This window comes from Flavobacterium sp. ABG (assembly GCF_001027725.1).
Taxonomy (GTDB): Bacteria; Bacteroidota; Bacteroidia; order Flavobacteriales; family Flavobacteriaceae; genus Flavobacterium; species Flavobacterium cupriresistens.
The window spans coordinates 21,696-39,545 of sequence record NZ_LEKS01000007.1 but is presented as its reverse complement, the minus strand read 5'-3'; the positions used below and the strand labels follow the sequence as shown (position 1 = coordinate 39,545).

The 17,850-nt window shown below is 35.4% G+C and carries 17 protein-coding genes; 2 read left to right on the top strand and 15 right to left on the bottom strand.

Annotation, left to right across the window (positions count from 1 at the left end; translation table 11 throughout):
- Positions 1-58: 58 nt before the first annotated feature.
- The 6 genes from AB674_RS09040 to AB674_RS09015 all read right to left on the bottom strand — a co-directional run bounded on the left by AB674_RS09040 (position 59) and on the right by AB674_RS09015 (position 4,076).
- Entirely contained in the window at positions 59-553 is a 495-nt protein-coding gene (locus AB674_RS09040) for a TlpA family protein disulfide reductase (protein ID WP_047775859.1), read from the bottom strand.
- Positions 554-852: 299 nt separating this feature from the next.
- Positions 853-1,518 carry a YqiA/YcfP family alpha/beta fold hydrolase gene (locus tag AB674_RS09035; protein ID WP_047775857.1) on the bottom strand — a complete coding sequence of 222 codons (666 nt, stop codon included), beginning with the start codon at positions 1,516-1,518 and terminating at the stop codon, positions 853-855.
- 58 nt (positions 1,519-1,576) lie between these two features.
- Positions 1,577-1,876 carry a type II toxin-antitoxin system RelE/ParE family toxin gene (locus tag AB674_RS09030; RefSeq protein WP_240478074.1) on the bottom strand — a complete coding sequence of 100 codons (300 nt, stop codon included), beginning with the start codon at positions 1,874-1,876 and terminating at the stop codon, positions 1,577-1,579.
- Entirely contained in the window at positions 1,873-2,118 is a 246-nt protein-coding gene (locus tag AB674_RS09025) for a type II toxin-antitoxin system ParD family antitoxin (protein WP_047775854.1), read from the bottom strand. Before AB674_RS09025 ends, AB674_RS09030 begins: the two co-directional genes overlap by 4 nt.
- Before the next feature lie 229 nt (positions 2,119-2,347).
- Positions 2,348-3,469 carry a BT_3928 family protein gene (locus tag AB674_RS09020; RefSeq protein WP_047775853.1) on the bottom strand — a complete coding sequence of 374 codons (1,122 nt, stop codon included), beginning with the start codon at positions 3,467-3,469 and terminating at the stop codon, positions 2,348-2,350.
- Positions 3,470-3,536: 67 nt separating this feature from the next.
- Entirely contained in the window at positions 3,537-4,076 is a 540-nt protein-coding gene (locus tag AB674_RS09015; RefSeq protein WP_047775851.1) for a DUF1599 domain-containing protein, read from the bottom strand.
- Positions 4,077-4,224: 148 nt separating this feature from the next.
- Between AB674_RS09015 and folP the strand changes: the two genes are divergently transcribed.
- Together folP and AB674_RS09005 are read left to right on the top strand one after the other, a co-directional pair.
- Positions 4,225-5,058: a dihydropteroate synthase gene (gene folP / locus AB674_RS09010; protein ID WP_047775850.1), complete on the top strand. Its 834-nt coding sequence runs from the start codon at positions 4,225-4,227 to the stop codon at positions 5,056-5,058.
- A gap of 47 nt (positions 5,059-5,105) precedes the next feature.
- Complete coding sequence (locus tag AB674_RS09005) at positions 5,106-5,753, top strand: hypothetical protein (protein ID WP_047775848.1); 648 nt, start codon at positions 5,106-5,108, stop codon at positions 5,751-5,753.
- A gap of 70 nt (positions 5,754-5,823) precedes the next feature.
- Here AB674_RS09005 and rlmH read toward each other — a convergent pair whose 3' ends face one another.
- The 9 genes from rlmH to AB674_RS08960 form a co-directional block, all read right to left on the bottom strand.
- Complete coding sequence (rlmH, locus tag AB674_RS09000; RefSeq protein ID WP_029269532.1) at positions 5,824-6,297, bottom strand: 23S rRNA (pseudouridine(1915)-N(3))-methyltransferase RlmH; 474 nt, start codon at positions 6,295-6,297, stop codon at positions 5,824-5,826.
- A 216-nt stretch (positions 6,298-6,513) separates the two neighbouring features.
- Positions 6,514-6,819 carry an antibiotic biosynthesis monooxygenase family protein gene (locus AB674_RS08995; RefSeq protein ID WP_047775845.1) on the bottom strand — a complete coding sequence of 102 codons (306 nt, stop codon included), beginning with the start codon at positions 6,817-6,819 and terminating at the stop codon, positions 6,514-6,516.
- Positions 6,820-6,884: 65 nt separating this feature from the next.
- A complete protein-coding gene (locus AB674_RS08990) occupies positions 6,885-8,303 on the bottom strand; it encodes an adenosine deaminase (protein WP_047775843.1) in 1,419 nt (472 codons plus the stop codon).
- Between the two features lie 109 nt (positions 8,304-8,412).
- Positions 8,413-8,697, bottom strand: coding sequence for a GNAT family N-acetyltransferase (locus tag AB674_RS08985; RefSeq protein ID WP_047775842.1), 285 nt, complete (start codon positions 8,695-8,697; stop codon positions 8,413-8,415).
- A 5-nt stretch (positions 8,698-8,702) separates the two neighbouring features.
- On the bottom strand, positions 8,703-9,098 hold the full coding sequence (locus AB674_RS08980; protein ID WP_047775840.1) for an OsmC family protein: 396 nt from the start codon (positions 9,096-9,098) through the stop codon (positions 8,703-8,705).
- 3 nt (positions 9,099-9,101) lie between these two features.
- On the bottom strand, positions 9,102-9,983 hold the full coding sequence (locus tag AB674_RS08975; protein ID WP_047775839.1) for a pirin family protein: 882 nt from the start codon (positions 9,981-9,983) through the stop codon (positions 9,102-9,104).
- A gap of 291 nt (positions 9,984-10,274) precedes the next feature.
- Positions 10,275-12,272, bottom strand: coding sequence for a heavy metal translocating P-type ATPase (locus tag AB674_RS08970; protein ID WP_047775837.1), 1,998 nt, complete (start codon positions 12,270-12,272; stop codon positions 10,275-10,277).
- A gap of 10 nt (positions 12,273-12,282) precedes the next feature.
- Entirely contained in the window at positions 12,283-13,500 is a 1,218-nt protein-coding gene (locus AB674_RS08965) for an efflux RND transporter periplasmic adaptor subunit (RefSeq protein WP_047775835.1), read from the bottom strand.
- Between the two features lie 11 nt (positions 13,501-13,511).
- A complete protein-coding gene (locus tag AB674_RS08960) occupies positions 13,512-17,828 on the bottom strand; it encodes a CusA/CzcA family heavy metal efflux RND transporter (RefSeq protein ID WP_047775834.1) in 4,317 nt (1,438 codons plus the stop codon).
- Between the last annotated feature and the right edge of the window lie 22 nt (positions 17,829-17,850).

Sequence of the window (17,850 nt, the reverse complement as noted above, 5' to 3'; positions counted from 1 at the left end):
TAGTATTCTTTTAATTTTTTGTTTTTTATTGAAGTTGCAACTGATTTTTTATTGCGTTTTATTTTAATCCTTGTAAAGTCGAATTGATCAGATCAAAATCTTTTTCGATCGCGCGGTACAATACTATTTTTCCGGTTTTATCAATAATGATGTATCTTGGAATCCAGTCTAAGTCAATTGCTTTTCCGAAAACTCCTTTCATACCGTCTGTCATCATAAAATGATCTCCTTTTATTTCGTGTTTTTCAATTCCGATTTTCCATTTATCTGCGGTCTTATCGGCAGAAAGAAATAAATAAGAAACATCAGGATTATTGGCTTGTAGCTCTTTTACTTTTGGCATTGCTTTTACACAATCACCACACCAGGAAGCCCAAACTTCGATTACCAAAGTTTTTCCCTTGTATTTTTTTAGAATATTTTTAAAGCTTACCTGACTGTCATCAGTAGCTAATAATTTTTGAGAAAGTGCTTCTTTTGAAAAACTGGTTTTCTGAGCTTGCGAACATGAAAAAGTAATAAAGGCAATGAGGATTAGAGCTATTTGTTTCATAGTAAGAGTTTGGTTTATTATTTGAAATACCGAATTCACAAAGTTAAACAAACAAATCGAATGCCAAATGGAGATTAACAAAATTTGAACACTGCTTTGTTTTATCACAAAACAGGAAATTTCGGTTAAAAAAAGAGGTCTGAAATCGTAATAGTTCGTTGTGAAAATCTAATTTCGGAGTAAAATCTTGAGAGAGGATTTCTAAAAACTAAAAAAAAATCGGTTTTTTAGTTTTCAAAAGAGTTTTCAAAGCAAAAAAAAACGCCAAAAATTTCTTTCTCGCGTTTTTTTTAGCAGTATTAATTTAGCTCATAATTTCCGTTAGCCCATTTTTTGCAGGGAACGATCCAACCGTCTGAGGCTTTGAATAAAAAGCCATGTTTTAAACCGGTATTCAATTCGATTTCTTTGAAGTGATTGACTTTCAATTTTGAAGTTTCTTTTCGTTTGATAGCCGAAACTCCCAGGACATCTGATTTTTCATAAATGGTCAGAATGTTTCCACAGAAATTGATGTCTGGAATTTCTTCAATATCAATATCTCTGAAACTGCCAATAAATACAAAATTAACCTCCGGATTTGCCAGATAAGTAGAAACATACTGTGCAATATAACCGCCCATTGAGGTTCCGATTACGGTTATCTTATTGGGTTTAACTCCTTCTTTTATTAGTTTGTTGATTTGTTTTACCACTTTTTCCGCATAACGGGCTGCGTTGGTGTTTTTCTTTCTTTTCTCACTAAAAACGATAAAATTATCCGCTTTAAAGGAATTGATTATTTCGTTGTATTCGGCTTTACCGTACTCAGGATGAGCTTCATTCAAATCGTGTTCTTCTATAAATTTATTGTGCAGAAAAAAGATATAAGCTTGGTTTGGATTATTTGATTGGGTTTGACTAAAGCCAAAGAAACAGGAAAGTGTAAGAAGTAAAAAAGGAATAAGACGAAATGGTTTTTTCATTGTGGTTTTTGATTTAGTTTAATTTTTTTGATTTTTTTTAATCTGTCCTCTATAGCTTTTATTTGATATGATTTTCAACGTCCATCATCTCATGCAGAATACGGATGATTTCTAATTGATTCTCTTTTACATTTATTTTATAGAAGATAAGATGTGATTTTACTTTTGAACGAAAATAGTCTTTTCTTATTGCTCCAAAATCAGAACCGGAATTTGGTTTTAAGCATAAATATTCAATTTCTTCAAATAATAAATTTAAATATCGGTCAGCTTGTTCAATCGACCAATTTTCAGCGGTGTACAGCCATATGTTTTCTAAATCTTTTGTTGCTAAATTACTTATTTCGTAATTCATCATTTTGAATGTTTTTCATGAAGATTATTCAAAAATGATTCGCGGTTAAAATCTTTAGCAAATCCGGATTTTTCCCCTTTTTTAAGTTCATTGATTAATTCAGTCTTTTTTGTTTCTTCCTGCTCAAACAGTCGTAATGCTGCGCGAACAACTTCACTGGCAGAAGTAAACTTCCCATTTTTTACCTGACTGTTTATGAAATTATCAAAATAATCTCCAAGTAATATAGAGGTGTTTTTCGGCATGATTTCTAAAGTTTTAATTCAAAGATACCAATTATTGGTATATGTTGTAGCTTGGTTTAGTTTACTTTATCATTTTTATTAGTATAAATTTTATAGACAATAAAAGTAAAATGGCTGCAGGGAGATTAAACTAAATTATGGATGAACTTGTAAAATGACAATGATAAATAAAAAAGCGCCAATACCTCTAAAATATAGAATATTGGCGCCATTTAAATTACTTCTTTTTTTAAAGACTATAAGCAACATTTGATAGTTTTAAATCGTCAACGTCGTTATAATGCACTTTTTGTACTATAGTTCCTTTGTTCAGAACCACAATGCTAGGATTTGCTCTTTCGATTGTTTTTAAAGCGATTGCGTCACAGAAATAAAAATCAACATTTAGGCCGTATTGTTTTTTAGCTTTTGCAATTACGTCCGGTCCGGAAGCTGTCATTGCAATTACTTTGTATCCTTTCGCTTTAGCTTCCTGATTTACTTTTTCCAGTTTTTTCATTCCTTCAGGATTAGATAAATTCAAATCGTAGGTAACAAAAATAACTAATTTAGGCTCTTTTAGTAATTCGTCTTTATAATCAGAATCGTTTTTTACCATAGTAAAGTCATGAATCGGTGGTACATATCCTTCTGTAATTACTTTGTCTTTACGGTCTACAAAAGTGGCGCCTTCAGGAATGTTCATCAGATCTTTTTCGGTGAACTCTTTGTCAACTCCGTTTACTTTGTAGATAAAAATCATTTCAACTACAGATTTTGGAGCACCTTCCGGAATTTCCATTCCTTTTTCGATGTTGTTTCCAACTTTGAATGGACGGAAATCTTTTATAGGATTGTGATTTAATACCCAAACGGCCATAAAAACACATAAAATTACGCTGATTAAAGTAATAATATTAGTTAGTAGTTTTGAAAATAAAGGTTTAACTAATTTTTTATTGATAAACAAAATCAAAATGAAGAAAAGCAATACAATATCTTTTGTAAACGACTGCCAAGGCGTAAGATGTAAAGCATCTCCAAAGCAACCGCAATCTTTCACTACATCAAAATAAGCGGAGTAGAAGGTAAGGAAAGTAAAGAAAATGATTAATAACAATAGGAACCAAATCGTTGCTTTTGCTTTGTAACCTACTAATAACATTACGCCTAAAACGACTTCTAAAATTACTAAAAAGATAGCTAATCCAAGTGCTAAAGGCTCTAAGAACGGCATGTTGAAAACCGGCTCGCTAAAATATTCCGCTAGTTTATAAGAGAACCCAACCGGATCATTAAGTTTGATTAATCCTGAAATAATAAATAATATGCCGACAAACAGTCTGGAGAATTGGGTAATAACGTTTTTCATAATTTAGAATTTAGTTTAAAATTCCAAAAAATAACCTTGGAATTTGGGATTTCATTTTTGAAATTTATTATTTCATTGGGTTCAAAATCAACGCAAAAATGGAATAATTAATCATGTCCTGATAATTGGCATCAATGCCTTCAGAGACTAAAGTTTTTCCTTTGTTGTCTTCGATTTGTTTTACACGGAGCAGTTTTTGCAGAATCAGATCGGTAAGCGAACTCACACGCATATCGCGCCATGCTTCGCCATAGTCATGATTTTTGGCTTCCATTAATTCTTTAGTAAGTTTAATTTTAGCGTCGTATAATTCGGTTGCTTTTTCTACGTCCAGATCAGGTTGGTCAACAACGCCTAATTCCAATTGAATCAAAGCCATAATCGAATAGTTAATGATTCCGATAAATTCGCCACTTTCATCCTCATCAACTTTGCGAATTTCGTTTTCCTGTAAACTTCTGATTCGTTGCGCTTTTATAAAAATCTGATCGGTTAGTGAAGGCAGTCTCAAAATACGCCAGGCACTGCCATAATCTTTCATTTTATTGATAAATAAAGTACGGCAAACCGTTACTACGCTATCATATTCTAAAGAAGTATTCTTCATTTATTGTTGTATATTTGCTTAATTTTTTTCCAAAAATAAGGATAATTTTTTGAAAGCCTGAGAGGTTTCAAGTTTAAAGTTTCATGTTTTACGTTCAAACTCGAAACTTGAAACAAAATGAACTTGAAACAAAATAAACCCAAACAAGATTGTAATGAATTGCAAAGGACAACTTATAGATTTGTCAGTTCCCAGAGTAATGGGAATTTTGAATTTGACGCCAAATTCTTTTTTTGATGGAGGAAAATACAATAATGAAGACGAGATCATCACAAGAGCAACTAATATACTAACCGAAGGGGCCGATTTTATTGATCTTGGAGGGTATTCCAGTAAGCCAAATGCAGAGTTTGTATCGGAGCAGGAGGAAATTGACCGCGTTGTACCGGCTATAGAACTTATTTTAAAGCATTTTCCAGACGCTTTATTGTCCATTGATACTTTCAGAGCAGGAGTTGCTAAAGCAAGTATAGAAAGCGGTGCAGCGATTATAAATGATATTGCATCAGGTGAGTTAGACGACAAAATGTTTGATGTGATTGCAAAATATAATGTACCCTATATTATGATGCACATGCGTGGTAATCCACAGACGATGCAAAGCTTGACGCAGTATGACGATATCATGAAAGAGATGTTGTTTTATTTTTCTGAAAAAGTACAAAAAGCGAGAAGCCTCGGAATTAATGACTTGATATTGGATCCCGGTTTTGGATTCGCGAAAACGACAGATCAGAATTTTGAAGTGATGCAAAAAATGGAACTTTTTAATCTTTTGGAATTACCTGTTTTAGCGGGTATTTCCAGAAAATCTATGATTTATAAAACGCTCCATATAACAGCAGAGGAAGCTCTAAACGGTACCACAATTCTTAATACCATTGCTTTATCAAAAGGTGCTAAAATACTGCGCGTTCACGATGTAAAAGAAGCAGTTGAATGCATTACTTTGTTTACTAAAATGAGTTTTAGACAAAATTAAAGTAACATTCCGGTTTGTTGTTTTAAATCTTACCATTATTTTAAATTATGAAATACTTTAGCTTACTCTTTGTAATTCTGTTTTTCTCGTGCGGGAAAAAAGAAGATGTTTTATTACCAAAGTCAAATGTAACGGTGGTTAAAACTGTAGAGGATCTGTCGCCAATTTACATTTTTTTTAAAACAGACGGCAAGGATACCATCGCCGAAGTAAATCGAAAAAACAGCATCATTTCAACCAATTGGATTTTCAATATTGACAAGCGTTTGCCGCTTAAATTGGTAATTCGGGAAGTAATGAAACTTCAGGAGAAGAAACGAACTGAAAAAGCACACAAAAACGAAAAAGCAGAGAATTATTATTCATATGCGGATTCTGTTGGAAAGAATTTAGCCTTTTTGCCTTTCACGAAAGTGCATTATAAAATGGAAATTGCCAATAACAGAAGTCAGTTGTATTTCAAGAAAAATGGAAGGATACAATACAGCGGAAGAAAAACGTATGATTTTCCTAAAAGTGATTTAAAACCGTTTTTGGATAGTTTAGTAATCAATCCTAAGGCTGAGATTAAATTTTCGTACGATAAAAATATGACGTACGGAGATTACATTCAATGTAAAATTCTTGTTGAAAAAATGATACAAGAAAAAATTGATTTTGTATTTATAAATACCGAAGAGGAATTTGTTTTCTAAATCCCCAACCTGAAACAAAAGAAACCTGAAACAAAAGAAACCTGAAACAAAGAAAACGTGAAACAAATCTTTATTGATGATGATAAGGCTCATTTCTTAAAATCGTAAACCCGCGATACAATTGCTCAATAAAAAATAAACGCACCATTTGGTGGGAAAAGGTCATTAAGGAAAGCGAAATTTTACCTTGCGCTTTGCTGTAAACTGTGTCCGAAAATCCGTAAGGGCCACCGATTACAAAAACAAGTGTTTTGATTCCGGAGTTCATTTTCTTTTGTAATTCTTCAGAAAAACCAACGCTGGAGAAGTTTTTCCCATTTTCATCGAGTAGAATTAGCTGATCGGTTGGGGTTAATTTGGAAAGAATTAATTCTCCTTCTTTTTCCTTTTGCTGACTTTCAGATAAATTTTTTACGTTTTTGATGTCGGGAATAATCTCTAAATCGAATTTGATATAAAAGGACAAACGTTTGGTGTAATCGTCAATCAAAGTCTGAAGCGATTTATTGTCGGTTTTGCCTATGGCGATGAGTTTGATGTTCATGGTTTTTTAGTTTTTTGCCACAGATTAAAAGGATTCGGAAGGATTTTTTTTCTAGTTTATTGTTTGCTTTTTTGCCGCGAATTTCACGAATTGGCACAAATTAAGATATGAAAAAAGGCTAACTTTTTTATACTTTTTCGCCACAGATTAAAAAGATTCAAAAGGATTTTTTTTTTTAATCTGTGGGAATCTTTTTAATCTGTGGCAAAATTAATGCTATGGCTTCTTATTTTTAAAAACGGTTTCAAAATGTTCTACGACAGGGAATGGTTCGTAATAATGATGTAAAAGTTTCTTCCATTCTAAGTACGCAGCTGAAGTTCTGAAACCTACAGTATGATCTTCCAATGTATTCCAGTCTACTAGTAAAAGGTATTTGTTTTCTATCTCCAGACATTTTTCTAAGCGATGCCCTAAATAGCCTTCAATAGAAGAAATGTACTGACTTGCTTTTATAAAATCGCTTTCAAATTGAGTTGTCAAATTTGGTTTTACGTAAAGATAGGCTGCTTCCAGAATCATATTTTATGTTGTAAAATTTAAACTACACCTAACAGGTTTTTAAAACCTGTTAGGTTTGATTTAAGTTAGTTTTTAGAAAATTGATTTTCAAAAGTTTTAAATCTGGCATCCAGATCTTTCAATAATTGTTTTTTTACAGAAGCATCCTGAATAAAGCTGTAATTGATGCTGTTGTAAACATATTTTTTGATCGTTTCGTAAGTCACATCAGGATATCTTTTTGCCAGTAGGACATATTGTTCGGTCATGTTGGTTCTTAGAATTCCGGCATCGTCGGTACTAATTACAATTGGGACATTAAATTCTTTATAAAGTGAAAACGGATGTCTGTTCTCTTTTACTTTTAAAATGAATTCGTTACTGGTTAAGTTGATCTCAATCGGAATATTGTTTTTAGCCATATAACGCAACAAGTCGTATGAGTTTGCTTCGTATGCAATATCGACTCCGTGTCCAATTCTATTGGCTCCGGCCGTATAAATGGCGGAGTTAATATGCCAGGTTAAATCCTCCGGTTGTACTAATCCTAAAGTCAATTCTCCTGCGTGGAGCGTGTACTTTACATTATCAAATTTAGAATGGCAATATTTGAACATGACCATATGAAGCCAGTAATCGTTCATAGAATTTTCACCATGTTCAGGAGAAACAATGTTTACACCTGCAACCAATTTGCTGTCGTTTGCTGAGATAAAAGCAATAACCAGATTTTTGAATAAATCTACTGGTTCCATAAAACGAAGTACAAAGTTCTGATAACGCATGGTAAAACGATCGTCATCAATTTTTAGTTCCTTATGTAGTTTTGCGACGAAGTTTGTATTGAAATCTTCGGCGTATTTTTTAGCGTCTTTTTGTTGTAATGATTTATACAATTGATCTAAATATTTTAGAACTGCTTTTTCGTCTTTTTGTGCCGCAGCCTGACGGAGTTTGGTATTAAAATCGGTTAAATCAGCAACATTCATATCACAAGGAATCGTTGATAATTGCGTTTCGATATAACTTACATTTTCAGCAAGGGCTCGTTTTTTTAATTCAAGCATTCCTTCGGCAAAATGCCCGTCGATTGTTGCATAAAACTTATCGAAGGAATCAAAAAACAAGTCGTCAGAAGGAACAGATACTCCATTGTAATCTTTTGCAGACCAGGTTTGCATCACTTGCTGTTTGTAAAAATCCAGTTTTCCTTTATTTTTAAGTGAAGAAAAAGTTTCCCAGTTTCCATTTGTAGGTTTCGTTTTAGAGACCGCCATAGTTTCTAAATTCAAATAGAAATCTTCAGAAATTGCTCTTTCCAAAAGAGGTTCTGCATAAATTGATCCCGAAAAATGATGGTGTAGATCGCCTCCTTTAGGCATTTGTTGAAAAAAAGCAGTAGAAAGGGCTTCGTTGTTTCTGATTTTTTCCAAATAACGTTCAGCCGATTGAGAAAAGCCGATTTGTGCTATAAAAATACAGAAAAGTGTAATTATCCTTGTCATAGTCTAGGTTTAAATTACATGCAAATGTAGTTATTTTACAGGACTTTTGAAAAGGAAGGGGGAATATTTAAGTAAAGACGCACGGCAGTGCGTCTCTACGAGGACATTTTTATGAAAAAAGAACATCATGTATATCAGCGGTTCTATCGAAAACGCTTTTGGCAAAAGGACAAAGCGGAATAATTTTAAAATCATTGGCTCTGGCATATTCAACGGCAGCCATGACCATTTTTTTACCCACTCCTTTTCCGTTGAATTCTTCGTTTACTTCGGTATGATCAATGATGAATTTAGTGTCACCAGCCCAGCTATAGGTCATTTTCCCGGCTTGTTTTCCGTCTTCTACAGCTTCAAAATATCCTTTTCTTCCTTCGTTTATTTGTTGTATTTCCATGATTGTTAAAATAATGTGGTTTTGATTTCTATTGAATGTGTTAATGTTTTATGAATTGGGCAACTGTTGGCAATGGTTTCTAAACGTTGTCGCTGTGTATCGTCTACCTCGCCAATGATTTCAATTTTTCGGGTAAATAAAGAGACATTCTGATTAGAGTCTCTTTCAAAATCGACCTTGATATTGATTTCAGAAACTTGCCATTGTTTGCGGTTGATGTACATTCGTAATGTAATGAGCGTACAGGCTGCCAATGAAGAAGCTAAAAGTTCAGAGGGACTAAAGCCTAGATTTTTACCTCCAACTTCTTGAGGTTCGTCCGCAATTACCGTGTTTCCGCTGGCAGATTTTATTTCGGTGCGATACAAGCGCGTGTCAATTTGTGCTGATATAGTTTCCATATGTTATTTCATTCGGGGTTCAGGTAAAGGAACAAATTCAGTTTCTCCCGGGACTTTTGGGAACGTTTGTGCTGTCCAGTCTCTTTTTGCTTTTTCAATTAATTCTTTATCAGAAGAAACAAAATTCCAGAAGATAAAATGTTCTTCAGGGAAAGGAGCTCCTCCAAAAATATAAACAGTAGAATGAGCAGCAATTTCAAACTCACATAAAGTACTGTCATTTGTAATCAGGATCTGCTTCGGATCGTAAACATGCTCTCCGCTTTTAATACTTCCTTCCAGGATATATAAACCACTTTCTCCATACAGATCTTTTCCAATATTGATTTTTTGAGTCGTTTCACTTTTGATCTCAATAAAATATAACGGACTATACACGGGAACCGGTGATTTTTTGTTGAAAGCTTCTCCGGCAATTAACTTATAAGAAACTCCATTTTCTTCCCATTGCGGAATATCATCTGCCTCCACATGTGTGAAATTAGGTTCCATTTGCTCTAATTCTTTTGGCAAAGCAACCCAAATCTGTAATCCATGAAGGACTTTATCGGAAGTTCTTAAATATTCGGGTGTTCTTTCGGAATGTACAATTCCTTTTCCTGCGGTCATCCAGTTTACAGCGCCCGGTTTTATTTCGAGTTCTGTTCCCAGACTGTCGCGATGCATGATACTTCCTTCAAACATAAAGGTCAGTGTAGAAAGTCCGATATGCGGGTGAGGAGGGACGTCCATATTCTGGTGTTGGTTCAGATGTGCAGGCCCCATATGATCGATAAATACAAATGGTCCGACTGCTCTTTTTTCACGAAAAGGCAATAATCTCCCTACCATAAAATTGCCAATGTTGGCGGCGCGTTCTTCGATAATTAAACTGATGTTTGACATGGTGTATTTTTAAAATTGATCTTTTGACGATTGAGATTTATTGTAATTATTACTGGGGTTCTTTATAATTGGTTTGACAAAGTTACTATCATTATTAAAAATGCAACTTAATGTAGATTAAGAACAGAGTTATCATAAAAGTAAGGATAAATATTTAATTACTAAAGGCCATTTTTAAACCTAAACCTAACAGGTTTTTAAAACCTGTTAGGTTTGAGATATTTACGTAAAAAAAAAAGGTATTTATACGATTTTGTACAAATACCCCTTTTTTAATCTACTTTACTTTGTTTAAAACTTCATTCTCTGAATTCTTACCGCATTCAGAATCGCTAATAAAGCAACCCCAACATCAGCAAAAACAGCTTCCCACATGGTGGCGAGGCCGCCGGCACCCAGTACAAGTACAATAGCTTTTACAACAAAGGCTAAACTAATATTCTGCCATACAATTTGTTTGGTTTTTTTACCAATATTTATGGCGGTGTATATTTTTGTCGGCTGGTCGTTTTGAATCACGATATCGGCCGTTTCTATAGTGGCGTCACTTCCTAAGCCACCCATTGCGATTCCGGCATGTGCCAGCGCAATCACAGGTGCATCATTTACGCCATCACCAACAAAGGCAATTTTCAGGTCTTTGTTTTTTAAATCCGTAACTTTTTCAACCTTATTTTCGGGTAATAAGTCACCATAAGCCACATCGATATTTAATTCTTTGGCAACGGAATTAACCACAGCTGTTTTATCCCCCGAAAGCATGACGGTTTTTACGTTTATTCGATGTAAGCTTTGAATGGCCTGTTTGGCGTCTTCTTTTATTTCATCGGCAATGAGGAAATATCCGGCATATTTTTGATTGACGGCTACAACAATTATAGTGAAAGGCGTTTGGTCTATTTCGGTATCATAACTAATATCGAACTTTTTCATTAGTTTGGTATTTCCGGCCAAAATAGCATTGCCGTCAACTGTACCTTTTAGGCCGTGACCTGCAATTTCTTCAACAGCGGTAACAACACTGTTTTTTTCTGCTCCATTGGCATAGTCAATAATGGCAGTACCAACAGGATGTGTTGATTTGGTTTCGAGTGCAGCCGTATATTTTATTAAATCAGCATCGGGAATCCCAACCGCTACCACTTTTTGAACTTTAAAAACTCCTTTTGTCAAAGTTCCGGTTTTGTCCATTACCACAACCTGAATTGCCGCCATGATGTCTAAAAAGCTCGAGCCCTTAAACAAAATCCCGTTTTTACTTGCTGCTCCAATTCCGCCAAAGTAACCCAGTGGAATTGAAATCACCAACGCACAAGGACAAGAGATTACCAAAAAGACTAAGGCACGATACAACCAATCTTTAAAAAGATAATTGTCTACAAAAAAGTAAGGCAGTAAACAGATCGCGATTGCTGCATAAACCACAATTGGCGTGTATATTTTGGCAAATTTTCGAATAAACAATTCGGTTGGCGCTTTTTTGGAAGTCGCTTCCTGAACCATTTCCAGAATTTTAGACAATTTACTATCGGTATACAAAGTGGTAACTTTTACCTCGGCTACGGCATTGAGATTGATCATTCCGGCAAGGACACTTTCGCCTTTGTTTTTGGTATCAGGTTTACTTTCTCCTGTTAATGCCGCGGTATTAAAAGAAGCTGTTTCAGAAAGAAGTTCGCCATCTAAGCCTAATTTTTCGCCTGGTTTTAATTGAATGATGTCTTCAATTTGAGCATTTTTTGCTTTAATAATTTTAGGCTGATTGTTCTCAAGAATCGTCACTTCATCCGGACGCTGGTCTAACAGTGTTTTGATGTTTGCTTTGGCACGTGTTACTGCCAATGTTTGGAAAGTTTCGCCAACAGCATAAAAAAGCATTACAGCAACTCCTTCGGGATATTCGCCAATTGCAAAAGCACCGATGGTAGCAATACTCATTAATAAAAACTCTGAAAAGAAAGCACCATTTCTGGCACTCCCAATTGCTTCTTTTATGACAGGAAAACCAACCGGCAAATAAGCGACTATGTACCAAACAAGTCTAACCCAACCTGTAAACCAAGTTTGAGGTAAATAATTGTCGAAAACAATGGCAATGATTAGTAAAACAAAACTAGTTATTGCCGGAGAAAAAAGCTGAAAAGTGGTCTGATCTCCTACTGAGTGGTCATGTCCATCATCGTCACTATGTTTGTTATCATCATGTGAGCAGCAACCTGCTTCTGTATTTTTTTTGGGAGCTGTGTTTTGTTTTGTTTCACAGCAATCAGTATCGTCATTATGTATCATAAAATTTAGATTAGTGGGTGTGTTCTCCACCGCCTTTTTGAGCAGACAATAGATAAAAAGCACCTTGTGTAACAATTTTGCTTGTATTTGGGATTGAAGTTACAAATTTTATTTCAGTATATCCCATATCGGTAGTGCCTGGAATAACTTCAATGGCTTTAAAATGTATTTCTTCAGCTTCCTCTTTAGAATCGTGTTTTCCGCCTTTTTCGGCATGTTCTTCTTCTTGAATAAAGATGAAATATTTATCACCATTTTTTACAATTGACGCTTTTGGCAGTGCCGGAACAGTAGCGCTATTAAGGTTTATGTTGGCAGACACGTACATTCCGGAGATTAATCCTTTAGCATCATCCGGATTTATTTTGGCGTGAACGGCAACCGTTTTACTTTCGTTAGAAAAAGATTTATTGATACCGAATATTTTTCCTTTTATGGATTTATTGGATTGGTTGGTCAGGATGAAATCGACTTCCTGACCTATCGAAATAGAGCCTAAATCTTTTTCATATACATTTAAATCCAAATGCATTTGACTGTTGTCAACTACTTCAAATAAAGGAATTCCGGTTTCTGCAAATGCTCCTTTGGCAATGCTAATTTTACCTACATAACCACTTATCGGTGATAGTATAGGGATTAATGCATTGTTGCTGCTCGGGCTAATATTAAGCGCTAGCAATTTGTTTTTTGCCGCTTGGGCTCGTGCTCGCTCTACAGCTAATTTTGCTTTGACTTCCTGAAATGTTTTTCGTGGATTTACATTTTCATCAGCCAATGTTTTCTGACGATTGTATTCTAATTGTAAATACTCGATGTTGGCTGTAGCCGATTTGTATTCTTCTAACATTTCTACCACTTCCAGATTTTGAATAGTAGCCAGAACTTTGCCTTTGTTGACATAAGTACCTTCCAAAACTAAAATGTCTTTGACAGTACCTCCAAGCAATGTGGCAATTTTAGCGGAATTCTGAGGAGGAACCGTCGTATAACCGTTTGCTTTAATGATCGTATTGAGGTTACGGTTTTCCACCATTCCAAACTGAATGCCAACTGTTTTAAATTGAGCAGCCGTCAACATTACTTCATTTTCTAATTTCTCGTCTTCCTGTACCTCTTCGGTTTTTTTCTCATTACACGATGTTAGGAGTAATATGAGCATTAGAAGAAAGGTGATAGGAACAAACAGGAGGGTAAAACGCTTTGTTGTATTTTTTATATTTTTCATTATGATGAATATTAGTTATTAGAAATAGAAGGGAATTGTAAACGAATGGCACTTTGATTGTACATATTCAAAGTCTCGGCATATTGTTTCTTAATGTCAATGGCCTGATTTAAAAAACTGATATAAGTCCAATAGCTCATATCGCCATTTGAATAGCTTTTTTGGGCTGTTGTAATAATCTGCTCGGCATATTGCAGGCCTTCTTTTTGATAATAAGATAGCCCTTTTTGTTGTTTTTCAAAATCGTTATTCAATTCCTGTATTTGTAATTCCAAAGAGAATTTATTTTTCTCTAACTCCAATTCTGATTGTGTAATGTTTATCGCTGCGGCTTTGGCTCTAGCGGTATTAACGCCACCAAACAGCGGAATTTGTAAACCCGCCGTAAATCCCTGAAACAAAGATTTAGTATCAATGGTTTGTGCAAAGTACCCTAAACCCAGTTTTGGTGTTCGTAGTGCTTTATAGGTATTCGCTTCTTTCTGATACACTGAAATTTGTTGCTGATAGTACTCTGTCATTAGGTTTTCTACTTTAGACTTGTTGGAATCTGCAAGTGTTGTAAACTGTAAAGAGGTCGTGGTATCAGGCACAATATCTTCCTTAGTTTGAACAAAAAACTGCAACTGTTTTTGATAAATGACCAAATCGTAGGCTAATTGCTCTTTTTGAGTTTCAATTTCTTTGACTTTAGCCTTAGCACTAATTACTTCGATGTTTCCGCTTTCGCCAGTCTTAAAACGCAGCTCTGCATTTTTTAGAAATAAAGCATAAATATTGAACAATTCGGTATTTAGTTTTTGAATAGAAACGCCGTATAAATATTGATAGTAAGCTAGTGTTACGGCTTTTTCAATTTCATAGGCAGACATGGCTTTTCGTTTTTCGGCCAACTTCACCAATTCTTCCTGCAATTGTCGGTTCGCTTTGGTGATTTTTCCGATTGGGAAATACTGCTGTACAGAAACATTGCTATCATAATCGACACTGTTAAACTGTCCGCCTTGGTACTGTATTTGCAATGCATCGGGCTGAAAAGCGGTCTTTTTAAGGATCGTTTGTTTTTCTACTTCTTTATCGGCAATTTTTAAATTGATGTTATTAGATTTTGCTATTTCAATTGCTTTTTCCAATGTAACAGTCTGTTGGTTTTGAGCAAAAGAAAAACTGCTGATCAGTAGTAAAAAAACAGTTGCTATTGATTTTGTCATTTTTGATTTTAGATTAATTTTTTTCTCAGACAATAAATAGAGTATAGGTAAAACAATTAACGTTAGTAAAGTTGCGGAGAATAAACCTCCAATTACAACCGTCGCTAATGGTTTTTGAACTTCGGCACCACCGCTTGTAGATAATGCCATTGGCAAAAATCCTAAAGAGGCAACTGCCGCAGTCATTAAAACGGGACGTAATCTTGTTTTTGTTCCAATTAATACACGTTGCAGCGGATCAGTGATTCCTTCTGTTCTTAATTGATTGAAATAAGAAATCAAAACAATTCCGTTAAGAACAGCGATTCCAAACAACGCAATAAAACCAATTCCTGCTGAAATACTAAAAGGCATGCCACGCATCCATAGGGCAAATACACCACCGATGGCCGAAAGCGGAATCGCGGTAAAAATCAAAGCCGCTTGTTTGGTGCTTTTAAAAGTAAAATAAAGTAACACTAAAATTAAACTCAGTGCAATTGGTAAAGCAACAGAAAGACGTTTGTTGGCTTCGATAAGGTTTTCAAATTGCCCTCCGTAAGTCACATAATAGCCGGCAGGCAGTTTGAAGTTTTTATCCAGTTTTTGTTGAATTTCTTCTACAACACTTTTCACATCACGTCCACGGACATTCAGTCCAATGGTAATTCTGCGTTTACCGTCTTCACGAATTACTTGTACAGGACCTTGTTCGTATTCTACAGTTGCTACTTGCGAAAGCGGTACCTGCTGTCCGTTTGGTAACGGAATAAACAGATTACTCACATCAGCAATGTCGTTTCGATTGTCTTTGTTCATTCGAACTACAATATCAAATCGTCTGTTTTCTTCGTAAATTTTTCCTGCTGCTTCCCCCGCAAAAGAAGAGCGAAGTATCTTGTTTAAGTCTTCAATATTTAAACCATACAAGGCAATTTTATCGTAATCGTATTTTATGGTAATCTGAGGTAACCCACTTACTTTGTCGGCTTTTAGATCGCCGATACCTTCGATTTTATTGATTTTCTTAATTAATTCATTGGCTTTTCTTTCCAGAACATCAAGGTTGTCACCAAATATTTTGATGGCAATATCGCTTCGGCTACCGGTCATTAATTCGTTGAAACGCATTTGTATCGGCTGTGAAACTTCGATGTTGGCTCCGGGGATTTTTTCCATTTCAGCTTTCATCAATTGTGCCAAATCTTGCCAGTTGTCGGCACTTGTCCATTCCTTTTTTTCCTTCAAAACAATAATCAAATCACCACTTTCTATTGGCATAGGATCGGTTGGAATTTCACCACTACCGATTTTGGTAACGATGGTTTTAATCTCCGGAAATTTTGCCTTCAGCATTTTTTCATATTCCGTTGTTGTTTTAATCATTTGTGATAAAGAACTTCCGGTCATAATTGTAGCATTAATAGCTAAATCTCCCTCTTCGATAGTAGGGATAAATTCTCCTCCCATGTTTTGGAAGATAATCAGAGAAAGAGCAAATAAGGCCACAGCAATACCTAAAACCGCTTTTTTAAAACGTAATGCTTTTTCTAAAAGTGGTGTATATAGTTTTTCAAACCAAGCCATCATTCGGTCACTGAAATTCGGTTTATGTTCTGTGCTTTTTGACAAGAATAAAGCACTCATCATTGGGACATAAGTTAGAGACAAAATAAAAGCTCCTATAACTGCAAAACCTACGGTCATGGCCATTGGTTTGAACATTTTTCCTTCAGTTCCGATCAAAGCTAAAATAGGCAGGTACACAATTAAGATAATAATCTCCCCAAAAGCAGCACTGTTTCTGATTTTTGAAGCCGAAGCATAAACTTCTTCATTCATTTCAGATTGTGTTAGCTCTCTTTTTTTCTTGAGTTTTTGCAAGTGGTGCATGGTGGCTTCGACAATAATTACGGCACCATCGACTATAATCCCAAAGTCGATTGCTCCAAGGCTCATTAAGTTTCCGCTGACGCCAAATGCATTCATCAAGATTACGGCAAAAAGCATCGCTAAAGGAATCACAGAAGCAACTATTAATCCCGCACGAAGATTTCCTAAGAATAAGATCAATACAAAAATGACGATTAAAGCTCCTTCAAGTAGATTTTTAGTAACCGTTCCAATAGCATTATCAACCAATTTACTTCTGTCAATAAAAGCTTCGGCAACAACACCTTCAGGCAACATTTTGTTGATCTGAATCATTTTTTCTTTGACACGTTCCACAACAGCTTTCGAATTTTCTCCTTTAAGCATAAGGGTTAGTCCACCCACAATTTCACCTTTTCCGTCTTTGGTAGTGGCACCAAAACGAATCGCATTTCCGAGTTGCACGGTTGCGATATCGCGAATTAGAATAGGAGTTGCATTTCGGTTTTTAACCACAATATTTCCAATATCTTTAATTCCTGACGCCATTCCGACTCCACGAATGAAATAAGCAAATTCATCTTTTTCAATATAAGCACCACCTGTATTCTGATTGTTTTTTTCGAGCGCGTCAAAAATTTCTGTAATGGTAACGCCGGCACTATTCAATCGGTTGGGATCAACGGAAATTTCGTATTGTTTTACGCTTCCTCCCCAGGTGCTTACTTCGGCAACGCCTTTTACGCCTTGTAGTTGAGGTACAATAATCCAGTCCTGAATGGTTCTTAAGCTGGTTGCATTGTACTTGTCCTCATAGCCTTTTTTGGCATACACGTCATATTGGTAAATTTCACCAAGACCCGTTGAAACAGGAGCTAATTCGGGTGTTCCGGCATATTTAGGAATGATTTCCTCGGCTTGTTTAAGCCTTTGAAAAACTTGTTCACGTGCCCAATACGTATCGGCACCTTCTTCAAATACAACCGTAACAACTGATAGTCCAAAACGGGAAATACTTCGCAGTTCGATTACTTTTGGTATCGTTTTTACCGACTGTTCAAGAGGGTAGGTGATTAATTGTTCTACTTCCTGGCTTGCCAATGTTGGCGCTGTAGTGATAATCTGTACCTGATTGTTGGTAATGTCAGGTAGTGCATCCAACGGTAGGTTTTTAAGGGAATAACTTCCCCAGGCTATAAGAATCAGGGTAATTAGAAGTATAATGAATTTATTCTTTATACTAAATTGTATAATGTTATCTAGCATTTTTTTGGATATAATGAATGAG